Annotated in this window: 11 protein-coding genes; 5 read left to right on the top strand and 6 right to left on the bottom strand. The window is 59.4% G+C overall.

Features of this window, described 5'->3' with window-relative positions; all coding sequences use genetic code 11:
• The first annotated feature begins 53 nt into the window (after positions 1–53).
• Positions 54–788: a phosphonate metabolism transcriptional regulator PhnF gene (gene phnF, locus HNQ72_RS14740; protein WP_183993152.1), complete on the top strand. Its 735-nt coding sequence runs from the start codon at positions 54–56 to the stop codon at positions 786–788.
• Between the two features lie 73 nt (positions 789–861).
• On the opposite strand, the gene HNQ72_RS14735 is transcribed toward phnF, so the two are convergent.
• From HNQ72_RS14735 to mepA, 6 genes are all read right to left on the bottom strand, one after another.
• Complete coding sequence (locus tag HNQ72_RS14735) at positions 862–1497, bottom strand: 2,3-bisphosphoglycerate-dependent phosphoglycerate mutase (protein ID WP_183992920.1); 636 nt, start codon at positions 1495–1497, stop codon at positions 862–864.
• Between the two features lie 18 nt (positions 1498–1515).
• A complete protein-coding gene (gene dapB / locus HNQ72_RS14730) occupies positions 1516–2340 on the bottom strand; it encodes a 4-hydroxy-tetrahydrodipicolinate reductase (protein WP_183992919.1) in 825 nt (274 codons plus the stop codon).
• Positions 2341–2357: 17 nt separating this feature from the next.
• Entirely contained in the window at positions 2358–4139 is a 1782-nt protein-coding gene (locus HNQ72_RS14725) for an ABC transporter ATP-binding protein (protein ID WP_183992918.1), read from the bottom strand.
• A 119-nt stretch (positions 4140–4258) separates the two neighbouring features.
• The gene (locus HNQ72_RS14720; RefSeq protein ID WP_183992917.1) at positions 4259–5281 is read right to left on the bottom strand and encodes a glucokinase; all 1023 of its coding nucleotides are present in this window, start codon (positions 5279–5281) and stop codon (positions 4259–4261) included.
• A gap of 19 nt (positions 5282–5300) precedes the next feature.
• Positions 5301–5678, bottom strand: a complete 378-nt coding sequence (locus tag HNQ72_RS14715; protein WP_183992916.1) for a methylglyoxal synthase — start codon at positions 5676–5678, stop codon at positions 5301–5303.
• Positions 5679–5795: 117 nt separating this feature from the next.
• Positions 5796–6854 carry a penicillin-insensitive murein endopeptidase gene (mepA, locus tag HNQ72_RS14710; RefSeq protein WP_183992915.1) on the bottom strand — a complete coding sequence of 353 codons (1059 nt, stop codon included), beginning with the start codon at positions 6852–6854 and terminating at the stop codon, positions 5796–5798.
• A 178-nt stretch (positions 6855–7032) separates the two neighbouring features.
• Here mepA and HNQ72_RS14705 point away from each other — a divergent pair, with 178 nt between their 5' ends.
• From HNQ72_RS14705 to HNQ72_RS14690, 4 genes are all read left to right on the top strand, one after another.
• Entirely contained in the window at positions 7033–8868 is a 1836-nt protein-coding gene (locus tag HNQ72_RS14705) for an extracellular solute-binding protein (RefSeq protein WP_183992914.1), read from the top strand.
• 128 nt (positions 8869–8996) lie between these two features.
• Positions 8997–10079, top strand: coding sequence for a microcin C ABC transporter permease YejB (locus HNQ72_RS14700; RefSeq protein WP_183992913.1), 1083 nt, complete (start codon positions 8997–8999; stop codon positions 10077–10079).
• Positions 10080–10099: 20 nt separating this feature from the next.
• Positions 10100–11227 carry an ABC transporter permease gene (locus tag HNQ72_RS14695; protein WP_373289440.1) on the top strand — a complete coding sequence of 376 codons (1128 nt, stop codon included), beginning with the start codon at positions 10100–10102 and terminating at the stop codon, positions 11225–11227.
• Between the two features lie 4 nt (positions 11228–11231).
• Positions 11232–12860 carry an ABC transporter ATP-binding protein gene (locus tag HNQ72_RS14690; RefSeq protein WP_183992911.1) on the top strand — a complete coding sequence of 543 codons (1629 nt, stop codon included), beginning with the start codon at positions 11232–11234 and terminating at the stop codon, positions 12858–12860.
• Positions 12861–12867 lie beyond the last annotated feature (7 nt).

The raw sequence follows: 12867 nt of genomic DNA, 5'->3' as shown, positions 1-12867 counted from the left end.
ATACAAGATAAATTAGCCATAACTTTTCGATATAACAAGCGTGTGACATGGATATGCAAGAAGCGGCGGTTCGCCGGCAAAACGGAGTAGCGCTCTGGCGCCAGATTGCCGACCGGATACGCACGGCCATCGCTGGCGGAGACTATGACGACACCGGCAAGGTGCCGCCGGAAATGGTGCTGGCGGCCCAGTTCGGCGTAAACCGCCACACCGTCCGCAGTGCGCTGGCAGCCCTTGCCCAGGAAGGCATAGTCCAGGCCATGCAGGGGCGGGGGACGCTGATCCTGCGCAAGGAGAGACTGAATTTCCCGATTTCACGGCGCACGCGGTTCAGTCAAGGCATTGGCGATCAGGCGCGGGAAAAGGAAGGCATATTACTCGCCTCGTCCGACGAAGCTGCAACTGTTGATCTCGCAGCGCGATTGAAACTGCCTGTTGGTGCGCGGCTCATTCGCCTCGAAACACTGAGGAAAGCGGACCGTCGGCCTGTTTCGCGCGCGACGACCTGGTTTCCCGCAGATCGCTTTGCCGGGATAGCCGACGCCTATCAGGATAGCGGGTCGATCACCGCAGCCTTCGCCGCCGTTGGTTTGCCCGATTATGTACGCGCCTCGACGGAAATCACTGCAGTCCACGCGGACAATGACGACCTCTCGTCCCTGGAACTGTCACCGGGTGCGATTGTGCTCGTAACGCGGGCGCTGAATGTCGATCCCGATGGCGTGCCGGTCCAGTATGCCGTCAGCCGTTTCCCGGCCGACGCGGTTCAGTTCACCATCGAGAATTGACACGGCAGAAATAGAAAACGCCAGCCGAAATTCTCTCTCGGCTGGCGTCAAAATTGTCAGGCTCAACTGGCGCTTAGTGCGCGCCGGACATATCGCCAAGCACTTCCTTGGAAGCGACGGTGGAGTCGGCATTGAGCTTGTAGACCATCGGGACGCCAGTTGCGAGGTTGACGCCGAGGATCTGTTCCTTGGTGAGCTTGTCGAGCACCATGACCAGCGAGCGCAGCGAATTGCCGTGTGCTGCAACCAGCACCTTTTCGCCGCGGAGGACGCGGGGCAGGATTTCGGTCAGGTAATAGGGCCAAACGCGGGCGCCGGTGTCACGCAGGCTTTCGCCACCCGGAGGCGGTACGTCGTAGGAACGGCGCCAGATATGAACCTGGTCCTCGCCCCACTTGGCGCGGGCATCGTCCTTGTTGAGACCGGAGAGGTCACCATAGTCGCGTTCGTTGAGCGCCTGATCCTTGATCGTCTCGAGGTTCGGCTGACCGACCTTGTCGAGCACGATCTTCAGCGTCTTCTGGGCGCGCTGCAGGTCGGAGGTAAATGCGATGTCGAACTTGATGCCGGTCTCGGCGAGTGCCTTGCCGCCGGTCTCGGCTTCCTGGATGCCGAGCGGGGTCAGGTCAGGGTCCTTCCAGCCGGTGAACAGATTTTTGAGATTCCAGTCGCTCTGGCCGTGGCGAACGAGGACAAGGGTACCGCTCATGAGAAAGACCTCCGTATATTATTGATTTGAGAGCCCGAGCACGTCGAGCATCGAATATTGACCGGGCTTCTTATCGCGCGCCCAGAGTGCGGCTGCAACTGCCCCGCGTGCGAAAATAGAGCGGTCCCGGGCACTGTGCGACAATGTAACCAGCTCGCCTTCGCCGGCCAGAATTACGGAATGATCGCCGACGACGGAGCCGCCGCGCAGCGTTGCAAATCCGATCGTGCCGCCGGGGCGTGGACCGGTGTGGCCGTCGCGGACGCGTACCGACTGCGTCGCAAGGTCGATGCCGCGCCCTTCGGCGGCAGCCTCGCCAAGCAGCAATGCGGTGCCCGACGGAGCATCGACCTTGTGCTTGTGATGCATCTCGATGATTTCGATATCCCAGCCCTCTGCCGGCAGCGCACGGGTGGCCTGTTTCGTCAGAACGCTCAGGAGATTGACGCCGAGGCTCATGTTGCCCGATTTCACCACTCGCGCATGGCGGCTTGCGGCGGTGAATTTTTCCTCGTCTTCGACAGAGCAGCCGGTCGTGCCGATCACATGTACGATGCGTGCCTGAGCTGCCAGTCCGGCAAAGGCGACACTGGTACCCGGCGTGGTGAAATCGATGACGCCTTCCGCATTGAGGAAAGCTTGCAACGGGTCGCTGGTCACAGGAACGCCGAGCGGTCCGGTGCCTGCCAGCTCTCCCGCATCCTTGCCGATGAAAGGCGAGCCTTCACGCGAGACAGCTGCATGTAGAGTGACGCCGGGCGTCTCGTGGATGATGCGGATCAGCGCCTGGCCCATTCGGCCGCCGGCACCAACAACGACCAGCTTCATCTCGTTTTCACTCATGTCCTGCCTGTTCCTGCTTAATGATGTTCCGGCGATTGCAGATTGTTGAGCCGAGCGTAGAGGCCGTTCTTGCGCTGGGCAAGGTCCTCATGCGTGCCTTCCTCAACGACGCGGCCTTCCTGCATCACCACGATCTTGTCGGCGTTGACGACAGTCGACAGGCGGTGCGCGATGACGATCACGGTTCGGCCACGCATAGCCGTATCGAGCGCCTTCTGCACGGCTGCTTCCGACTCATTGTCAAGCGCCGAAGTCGCCTCGTCGAGCAGCAGGATCGGCGCATTGCGCACCAGTGCGCGGGCGATCGAAAGCCTCTGGCGCTGGCCGCCGGAAAGCGTCACACCGTTTTCGCCGACCGATGTGTCATAGCCTTCGGACTGGGCAATGATGAATTCATGTGCGTGCGCGAGTTTCGCTGCCTCCTCGACCTCTTCGTCGGTCGCGTCTGGACGTCCGTATCGGATGTTGTCGCGGATCGAGCCTTCGAACATGTAGGGCTGTTGCGAGACATAAGCGAGCTGGTGGCGAAGCGAGGATTTCGTAACGTCGGCGATATTTTGCCCGTCGATCAGGATCTCGCCTTCTGCCGGGTCGTAGAAGCGTGGAATAAGATTGATGATTGTCGATTTGCCGGCACCTGAAGGTCCGACAAGTGCCGTTGTCTTGCCGCCCTCGGCAACCAGGCTCACGCCCCGCAGGATAGGTGCGCCATCAGTGTAGGAGAAAACAACGTCCTTGAGCTCAACCTTGGCCTCGCCGACTGCAAGATCAGGGGCGCTTGGCTTTTCGCGTTGTGCAGGCTGCAGGTCGAGAAGGGCATAGATCATCTGCGCGTTGACCACGGCACGGTCCATCTGCACCTGCAGCTTGGCTAGCCTGCGTGCAGGATCATAGGCCATCAGCAGCGCGGTAACGAAGGCAAAGAAGGCGCCTGGCGGCACGTTGTTGTAGATTGAACGGAAGGCGGCATACGCCAGCACGCTCGAGATGGCGAAACCGGCAAAGGTTTCCGTCAGCGGTGAGGTGCGCTCGGAAAGCCGCGCGATCCTGTTCGAGCGGGCTTCCGCTGTCTGGATGATCTTGTTGACCTTCTTCTCGAGCTCCTGCTCCATGGTGAAGGCCTTGACTACCGCGATGCCCTGGATCGTTTCCTGCGTGGCGCCAAGAACCCGACTGTTGATCTCGACGGATTCACGAGTTGCCAGTCGAAGCCGGCGGGAAACATAACGAAGCGCGTAAAGGAGAGGGGGCGCGACGGCGAAGACAATCAGCGATAGGACCCAATCCTTCGAAACCATTACGCCGATCAGTGAAACGAGCGTCAACAGATCCCGTGCCGTCGATGTTACCGTGAGGTTCATGACGTCGCGGATGCCAGCAATGTTCTGGCTGATCTGGGCAGCAAGATGCGAAGAGCGGGCTTCGGAGAAGAAACCGACGGAAAGCGTCATCAAATGGCTGTAGAGCCGGCGCTGATAACGCGCCACGATATTGTTGCTGATCTTCGACAACGCAACCGCTTGGCCGTAGGTGGCGAAACCGCGCAGCACGAAAGCAGCAAGGATAGAGCCGCATATCAGCCAGACGATATCTGCACGACGATTGGCAAACGCCTCGTTGACAACCTTCTCCATGATCCAGGCGGTAAATGCGGTTGAAAGCGCCACGACAATTAGACAGCTGATCGCGAATACATATCCACGGATATGGTCGCGGCCGTTTTCCGAAATGATACGCTTCAGCACGCTGACGACGGTGCTGGAATCAACGTGGCGTTTTTTTTCTTTTTCAGCCTTCAATGGAAAGTCCCAATTCGGCAGTATCACTGCGCAGTCTCAAGAAGGGGCTTGTTAACCCCTTAGGCTTGGTTTTGCCAGCCGACCTTGCCGGATTCGTTAATGGTGTGACTTTCCGGCATTCACCGACGCCAGCAACGGCCTTCGGTAGCAATACCATAGGAGGCGGGCGTGCGGGCATAGCTGGCAAGGCCGGCGAGCGCTGCCTGCGGATGTGTGACGACAAAAGTCGGGATCGTCTTCATAAGTTCTTTATGCGGTGCCTTGTCCTCGAAAGCCGCCCGGAAGGTGGGTTTCTTCAGCTCCGGCAGGATTTTTGGCGAAATCCCGCCACCAAGGAAAACGCCGCCGCGCGCCATGAAGATGAGGGCCAGATCGCCGGCAAGACGGCCGAGATAGGTCACGAACAGTTCGAGTGCCTCAGCAGCCTGGGCGTTCTTCCCGTTCAGGCCCTCTTCGGTCACATCCTTGGGCTGATTGACGCCCGGTGCGACGCCGTCAGCCGCGCAGACCGCATTGTAGATATGCAGGAGGCCGCGTCCGGAAATGATTTCCTCGGCCGAGACACGCCCCTCGATCGTGACGAGATGCGGAAAGATTTCGAGATCGCGCGGCGTGCGCGGGCCGATATCGACATGGCCGCCTTCACCCGGCACGGGAAACCACGTGTCTTGGGCGTGAAGCAGACCTGCAACGCCAAGACCAGTGCCGGGGCCCAGTACGACCCGCGTGGCATCGACGGCGGGCGCATTCGGGCCGATCTGTTCGCGGTCGCTATCGGTCAAGCTAGCAACTGCGAGCGCCTGAGCCTCGAAATCGTTGAGGACGAGCACGGCGTCAAAGCCGAGTTCGCAGATCATTTTCTTCGGCCGAACGATCCAGTCGCAATTGGTCAGATCGATTTCGTCGCCGTCGACCGGACCGGCAATGGCAAGGATTGCCGAACGCGGCTTGGCAAGCTCGGGATTGTTGAAGACCTTGTCGACTATAGCGTCGTCGATCGTCTCGTAATCCGCCGTCTGCACATGGACGAAGTCTGTTGCCTTGCTTTCGGCATCGACAAGAATGGAGAAGCGGGCATTGGTGCCGCCGATATCTCCGATCAGGATAGGAAAGGGCAGTGCCTCGGAATGAACATTGGCCATGGGGAGCGGATCTCGCGGATTACTGAAAGTCGATGAGATGTTCTGCCGTGGCGCGGTTGAGCGCCATCGGGATGTCATAGACGGTTGCAAGCCGCGTCAGCGCCTTGACGTCGACATCGTGCGGAAGTGCAGAGAGCGGATCGATGAAAAAGACCAGCATGCTGACCTCGCCGGTTGCGATCATCGCGCCGATCTGCTGGTCGCCGCCCAGCGGCCCGCTTTTCAGTCGCGTGACATCGAGACCTGGAGCAGCTTCCTGCACGCGGCCACCCGTCGTTCCCGTTGCGACGATGCGAAACTTCGATAATGCCGCCTGGCGTTGGCGGGCAAAATCCGCCATGTCGTCTTTTTTCAGATCATGCGCGATGAGCGCGATGCACGGCTTGGCCGATTCCAAGGCATTCCTCCATCGGGCCTTTGCAGGCCACCTTAATTTGCCTTGGCTTTCTATCGTGCCGTTGCCGATAAGGGAAGGCTCGGCGTTGTCGCTGCAGCTTACGGATGCCAAACGGGCTTAACGGAAAGGCCGCTCGCGGGGTAGCGGTATGTCTGCCGGAACATTGGCCGGATTGGAGCTGATTGCATCCAACTGATCGACGGCTTGAGGCACGGAAGGCTGGCTCGAATAGGCGACAGGCTGCCCCCCGAACGTCGCGTCGGCTTCGGAGCGAGACGGGCCGGCAAGCACTGCGGAGCAGGCTTTCGGCAGGTCCGACAGCATGACCTGGCGCGGCTTGACGGGTTTCTTGTTGGGATCGGCCGGCTTTGGCGGTGCCCAGGGCTCCTTGGTGAACCACCAGGCGAGTGCCTTGCTGTCGCAATCGTCGGTAACCGGCGTTGCCGCCTGCCGCTCGCAGCCTGCGGCACCCGGCGGGCAGTTCATGCGGATATGAAAATGCTCGTCGTGCCCGTAGACGGGCCGCACCTTGCCGAGCAGGCTTCGATCGCCGGTCCAGGTCTGGCAAAGCTTCTTCTTGATCGCCGGGTTGACGAACACCCGCTGCACCTGGGGATAGCTTGCGGCCTGCATCACCAGGCGGGCATGCGTGCTTGTCCACTTGCGCGAATCGACCGTCAGGAACTTGCTCTTGTCCAGCATTGAGGTGAACGGCAGGTCTTCCCGCTGCTGCACGCTCATAGGCTGGGCCGGCTTCGGGGTGAACCAGACGTCAGCATCAAGCCCGATCTGGTGAGACGCATGGCCATTGATCATCGGCCCGCCGCGGGGCTGAGAAATATCGCCGACCAGAATGCCCGTGCCCCAGCCGAGGCTTGCGGCATCGCGGGAAAACTGTTCGAGCAGATCGATCATCGCCGGATTGCCCCAGCGCCGATTGCGCGAAAGGCGCATGGCCTGCCATGTCGGGCCGTCCGTCGGCAGTGCCACTGCGCCGGACATGCAGCCCTTGGCGTAGAAGCCGAGAGGGGCCGGCGACGCAGCGTTCGGCAGCTTCACGGCGCCGAAGAGCTGCTTGGCCGGCGTACCGTCCTGCGCCATCGACGGCTCCGCGATGGAGCCGCATAACAGAGCCGTCGCCGCCAATCCGAGGACCATCTTCGAAATCGATTTCATGAACTTCCGCCGCAAATCACTTTTGTCGCTAGTTTAGTCTGAAATGCGATTTTGGTGAAATGGAGATCGCGCCCCGCGGACTGCAGGCGATAAATCGCTTGTGAGCGGTGCCTCCTGTTTTTTGCCCTCTTTTGCCCTATGCTTCGCTGCAACAAATCAAAATCACAAAGGGAAAAACATGGATTTGACCCGGCTCCGCAAAGGTCTTGTTGTCGCATTGGCAGCTTCGTTCATAGCGCCATGGGCAATGGCCGATGAGCCGAAATGGCGCTACGGCATGGCCGTTGTCGGCGAGCCGCAATTGCCGGCGGATTTCCAGTCGCTTCCCTATGTAGACGTCAACGCTCCCAAGGTGGGTGAGCTTCGCCTTGCCCAGGAGGGCACGTTCGACAACCTTAACCTGGTGATCGATCGCGGCGCGCCGGCAGTTGGCATTCCCATGATCTTCGATACGCTGATGAAGCGTTCGGAAAACGAGGTCTTCGGCACCTACGGCCTTCTGGCTGAGGCCGTTGCCTATCCCGACGACATGTCATCCGTGACGTTCCGGCTGCGGCCGGAAGCCAAATGGGCCGATGGCCAGCCGGTTACCCCGGAAGACGTCATCTTCAGCCTGGAAATGTTCAAGCAGCACAGCGCCCTTTATTCCGGTTATTACCAGCATGTGACCGGAGCGGAAAAGACCGGTGATCGCGAAGTGACCTTCCGCTTCGACGAGAAGAACAACAAGGAACTGCCCTCGATCGTAGGCGACTTCCCGATCCTGCCGAAACATTGGTGGGAAGGGACGGACGGTCAGGGCAATAAGCGCGATATCTCCCGCACGTCGCTGGAAGTGCCGATGGGGTCCGGGCCTTACAAGGTTGCTTCGGTTCAGCCCGGATCGGGCATTCGCTATGAGCTGCGCGACGACTACTGGGGCAAGGACCTGCCAATCAACCGCGGCCAGCATAATTTTCGCACCATCAGCTACACCTATTTCTCCGACACCGACGTGCAGTTCGAAGCGTTCCGAGCAGGTAATGTCGACTACCGGCAGGAAAACAGCTCCAGCCGCTGGGCGACCCGCTATGATTTCGACGCAGTCAAGGATGGCCGGGTAACGAAGGAGGCGCTGACGAACCCATTCAGGGCTGTCGGCGTGATGCAGGCATTCGTGCCGAACATGCGCCGGGACATCTTCAAGGATGCGCGGGTCCGCGAAGCCTTGAATTATGCCTATGACTTCGAGGACCTCAATAAAAACCTCGCCTTTGGCGGCTTGAAGCGGGTCGACAGTTTCTTCTGGGGCACGGAGCTTGCGTCCTCCGGCCTGCCTGAGGGCAAGGAACTGGAAATCCTCAATGAACTGAAGGACAAGGTTCCTCCAGAAGTCTTCACCAAGCCCTATGCAAACCCGGTCAATGGCGATCCGAACAAGGTGCGAGACAACCTTCGCACCGCAGTCGGTCTGCTGAAGCAGGCGGGCTACGAGCTGAAGGGCAATCGCATGGTCAACACCAAGACCGGCCAGCCCCTGAGCTTTGAAATCCTGCTGAGCAATGCCGGGCAGGAGCGAACCGTCACGCCCTATATCAACAGCCTCAAGAGAATAGGTATCGATGCACGCATCCGCACAGTGGACGCCTCACAATATATCAACCGTGTCCGCAGCTTCGATTACGACATTATTTTCGGTGTATGGGCGCAGACCATGAACCCCGGAAACGAACAAAACGACTATTGGGGCTCGGCATCAGTCGATCGTCAGGGATCGCGCAACTATGCCGGGATTGCCGATCCTGCTGTCGACATCCTGATTCGCAAGATCGTCTTCCCTCCAAGCCGCGAGGAACAGGTGGCGGCGGTAAAGGCGATGGACCGTGTGCTGCTTGCCAACCACTATGTTGTGCCGATGTTCTATTCCGGCGAGGAGAAGATCGCCTATTGGAACCGGATCGCGCATCCGGAAAAGCTGCCGGAATACGGTACCGGTTTTCCTGACGCATGGTTTGCCAAGCAGCCCGGTAAGTAAGATGCTTGCACCTTGAAGGGGCAACTGTTCCAAATGGCCGGATTGATTCGCCTAAACATGAAGGAAGCCCGCTTGATCCTTGCGCAGACCCGCGGTGACATGCCCGAAACGTTCGGCAGGGTGTTCTGATGGGCGCCTATATTCTACGCCGCCTGCTGCTGATGATCCCAACGATTGTCGGCATCATGGCGATTTCCTTCCTGGTTGTGCAGTTTGCGCCGGGCGGGCCGGTCGAGCAGATCATTGCTCAGGTCCAGGGGCAGGATTCAGGTGACCGCCTGTCGGGAGCCAGCAATGATCTCTCGGCTCAGGGCGTAAGTTCCGATTCCAGCTATCGTGGCGCCCAGGGACTCGATCCGGAATTCATCAAGAAGCTCGAGCAGCAGTTCGGTTTCGACAAGCCGCCGCTGACGCGTTTCCTCGACATGATGTGGAACTATATTCGCTTCGATTTCGGCGAGAGCTTCTTCCGCAACACGTCGGTCATCGATCTGATCATCGACAAGCTGCCGGTCTCTATCTCGCTCGGCTTCTGGATTCTGATCGTCTCCTATCTGATTTCCATCCCGCTCGGCATCCGCAAGGCAGTGAAGGACGGGTCGAGCTTCGATATCTGGACCTCGGGCATCATCATCGTCGGTTATGCGGTTCCGAGCTTCCTTTTCGGCATTCTGCTGATCGTCATGTTCGCCGGCGGTTCCTTCTTCGACTGGTTCCCGTTGCGCGGTCTCGTATCCGACAATTTCGACGATCTCACCTGGTATCAGAAGATCGGTGATTATTTCTGGCATCTGACTTTGCCGCTGATCGCCATGTCGCTTTCGGCCTTCGCCACCACGACGCTGCTGACGAAGAATTCCTTCATCGATGAAATCAAGAAGCAGTATGTCACGACAGCGCGCGCCAAGGGCCTCAATGAACGGCAGGTACTTTACGGGCATGTCTTCCGCAACGCCATGCTGATCGTCATTGCCGGTTTTCCGGGCGCCTTCATCTCTGCCTTCTTTACCGGCTCGCTGCTGATCGAGAACATTTTCTCGCTCGATGGACTGGGAAGGCTCGGTTACCTCTCGATCGTCAACCGTGACTATCCGATCGTCTTCGGCACGCTCTTCATCTTCTCGCTGATGGGCCTCGTCGTGAACCTCATCTCCGACCTGATCTATACCTGGATCGACCCGCGCATCGATTTCGAGCGGAGGGATGTCTGATGAACGCCCCTTCTGCCGCCATGCCGGTCGAGACGGTAGCGCCCGCCAAGCGCCCCTTCCTGTCGCCGACGACGAAGCGGCGCCTTGCCAATTTCCGAGCCAACAAGCGCGGCTTCTGGTCCTTCTGGATCTTTCTGGTCCTGTTCACGCTCAGCCTGTTTGCCGAATTCATCGCCAATGACCGGCCGATCGTCGCCTCCTACAAGGGCGAGATCCTCTATCCGGTTCTGGTCGATTACCCGGAAGAAAAATTCGGCGGTTTTCTCGCGACGACAGATTATCGATCGGATTTCATCCAGGAAGAGATCAATGCCAACGGCTGGATGATCTGGCCGCCGATCCGCTATTCCTACCAGACGGTCAATTCGCAGATCCCCCATTCCGCCCCGACCGAGCCTTTCTGGCTGATGGCCAAGGCGGATCGCTGCAAGGCCTATCCGCAGGGTGTTCAGGATCAAAACTGCATTCTAGGTAATCTCAATTGGCTCGGTACCGACGATCAGGCGCGCGATGTCATGGCGCGGATGATCTATGGTTTCCGTATCTCGGTCCTGTTCGGTCTGGCTCTCACCATCTGCTCGGCCATCATCGGTGTCGGAGCCGGTGCCGTGCAGGGTTATTTCGGCGGTTGGACAGATCTTCTGATGCAGCGTTTCATCGAGATCTGGTCGGCCATGCCGGTCCTCTATATCCTGCTGATCATCGCTTCGATATTGCCGCCCGGCTTCTTCATCCTGCTCGGCATATTGCTGCTCTTCTCCTGGGTCAGCCTCGTCGGCGTGGTCAGGGCCGAGTTCTTGCGTGCCCGCAATTTCGAATATGTGCGCGCGGCCCGTGCGCTCGGAGTCGGCAACTGGACGATCATGTATCGCCACCTCCTGCCCAACGCGATGGTGGCGACGCTCACCTTCCTGCCCTTCATCCTGTCGGGCTCGATCGCCACGCTTACGTCTCTGGATTTCCTCGGCTTCGGCATGCCGCCCGGCTCGCCATCGCTGGGAGAAATGATCGCCCAGGGCAAGAACAATCTTCAGGCGCCTTGGCTGGGACTGACGGCCTTCTTCACCATGTCGATCATGCTGTCTCTGCTGATCTTCATTGGCGAGGCGGTGCGTGATGCCTTCGACCCCCGCAAGACGTTCCGGTGATATGATGACAGACACCCTCCTTTCCGTTCGTGATCTGTCCGTCGCCTTTCATCAGGGCGAGACGGAAACGCTCGCGGTCGATCACGTGTCGTTCGATATAAAGCCGGGTGAAGTTCTGGCTTTGGTCGGCGAATCAGGCTCAGGCAAATCGGTCTCGGCCAATTCCATCCTGAAGCTTCTGCCCTATCCGGCCGCTAGCCACCCCTCCGGCGAAATCCTGTTTCAGGGCAAGGATCTCCTGAAGGCATCTGAAGCGGAACTGCGCCATGTGCGCGGCAACGACATCACGATGATCTTCCAGGAGCCGATGACCTCGCTCAATCCTTTGCACACGATCGAAAAACAGATCGGCGAGATCCTGGAAATGCACCAGGCGATGGTGGGTGCCGCGGCCCGCTCCCGCATCCTGGAACTGCTCAATCAGGTCGGCATCCGCGAGCCGGAAAAGCGCCTGACCGCCTATCCGCATGAACTCTCCGGCGGCCAGCGCCAGCGCGTCATGATCGCCATGGCGCTCGCCAACCGGCCGAAACTGCTGATCGCCGATGAGCCGACAACCGCTCTCGACGTCACGGTTCAGGCGCAGATCCTCGAACTCCTGCGCAAGCTGAAGGGTGAGCACGGCATGTCCATGCTGTTCATCACCCACGATCTCGGCATCGTTCGCAAGTTCGCCGATCGCGTCTGTGTCATGACCAAGGGCAAGATCGTCGAGGAAGGCTCGGTCACCGATGTCTTCGAGCGTCCGCAGCATCCTTATACCCAGCATCTGCTTTCCTCCGAACCGAGAGGCGAACCGCCGGCAGCCGATCCGGCACATCCGGTCGTCATGGAAGCGAAGGACCTGCGTGTCTGGTTCCCGATCAAGGCCGGTTTCATGCGCCGCGTCGTCGATCACGTGAAGGCGGTCGATGGCGTTGATCTGACACTGCGTGCGGGCGAAACGCTCGGCATCGTCGGTGAATCCGGCTCCGGCAAGACGACGCTCGGCCTGGCGCTGGCAAGGCTGATCGCCTCGGAAGGCCGGATCGTCTTCATCGGCGATGCAATCAACGGCCATTCATTCAAGCAGATGCTGCCCTATCGAAACCGGCTGCAGGTGGTGTTTCAGGATCCCTTCGGTTCGCTCAGCCCCCGCATGCCGGTGGGGGAGATCATCGCCGAAGGCCTGAAGGTCCACGAGCGGCAGCTTTCGGCGGACGAGCGGGATCAGCGCGTTGCCTGGGCGCTCCAGGAAGTCGGCCTCGATCCCGAAACTCGCTGGCGTTACCCGCATGAATTCTCCGGTGGCCAGCGGCAGCGTATCGCCATTGCGCGCGCCATGGTGCTGAAACCGCGTTTCGTTATGCTGGACGAGCCGACATCGGCGCTCGACATGACGGTGCAGGCACAGGTCGTCGACCTTCTGCGCGATCTGCAGGCCAAGCATGATCTCGCTTATCTCTTCATCAGCCATGACCTGAAGGTGGTGAAGGCGCTCGCCAATCATGTCATCGTCATGCGAACCGGCAAGGTTGTCGAGGAAGGTCCTTCCGAACAGATCTTCAGCGCGCCGAAGGAAGATTATACCAAGGCGCTAATGGCTGCGGCTTTCAACATCGAGGCGGTCGAAAACGGGGCCGTTGGCCAATAACAAAAGT

Origin of the sequence: Aliirhizobium wenxiniae (assembly GCF_014201355.1) — a bacterium.
Lineage (GTDB): Bacteria > Pseudomonadota > Alphaproteobacteria > Rhizobiales > Rhizobiaceae > Neorhizobium > Neorhizobium wenxiniae.
Note: the sequence above shows the minus strand (reverse complement) of the source record. Positions and strands in the feature narration are given on the sequence as shown.

Excerpts from the sequence above, each read along its gene's own strand:
- HNQ72_RS14690 (WP_183992911.1), top strand. The coding sequence starts at position 11,232 with ATGACAGACACCCTCCTTTCCGTTCGTGATCTGTCCGTCGCCTTTCAT.
- HNQ72_RS14705 (WP_183992914.1), top strand. The coding sequence starts at position 7,033 with ATGGATTTGACCCGGCTCCGCAAAGGTCTTGTTGTCGCATTGGCAGCT.
- HNQ72_RS14735 (WP_183992920.1), bottom strand. The coding sequence starts at position 1,497 with ATGAGCGGTACCCTTGTCCTCGTTCGCCACGGCCAGAGCGACTGGAAT.
- HNQ72_RS14700 (WP_183992913.1), top strand. The coding sequence starts at position 8,997 with ATGGGCGCCTATATTCTACGCCGCCTGCTGCTGATGATCCCAACGATT.
- HNQ72_RS14720 (WP_183992917.1), bottom strand. The coding sequence starts at position 5,281 with ATGGCCAATGTTCATTCCGAGGCACTGCCCTTTCCTATCCTGATCGGA.
- dapB (WP_183992919.1), bottom strand. The coding sequence starts at position 2,340 with ATGAGTGAAAACGAGATGAAGCTGGTCGTTGTTGGTGCCGGCGGCCGA.
- mepA (WP_183992915.1), bottom strand. The coding sequence starts at position 6,854 with ATGAAATCGATTTCGAAGATGGTCCTCGGATTGGCGGCGACGGCTCTG.
- HNQ72_RS14695 (WP_373289440.1), top strand. The coding sequence starts at position 10,100 with ATGCCGGTCGAGACGGTAGCGCCCGCCAAGCGCCCCTTCCTGTCGCCG.
- phnF (WP_183993152.1), top strand. The coding sequence starts at position 54 with ATGCAAGAAGCGGCGGTTCGCCGGCAAAACGGAGTAGCGCTCTGGCGC.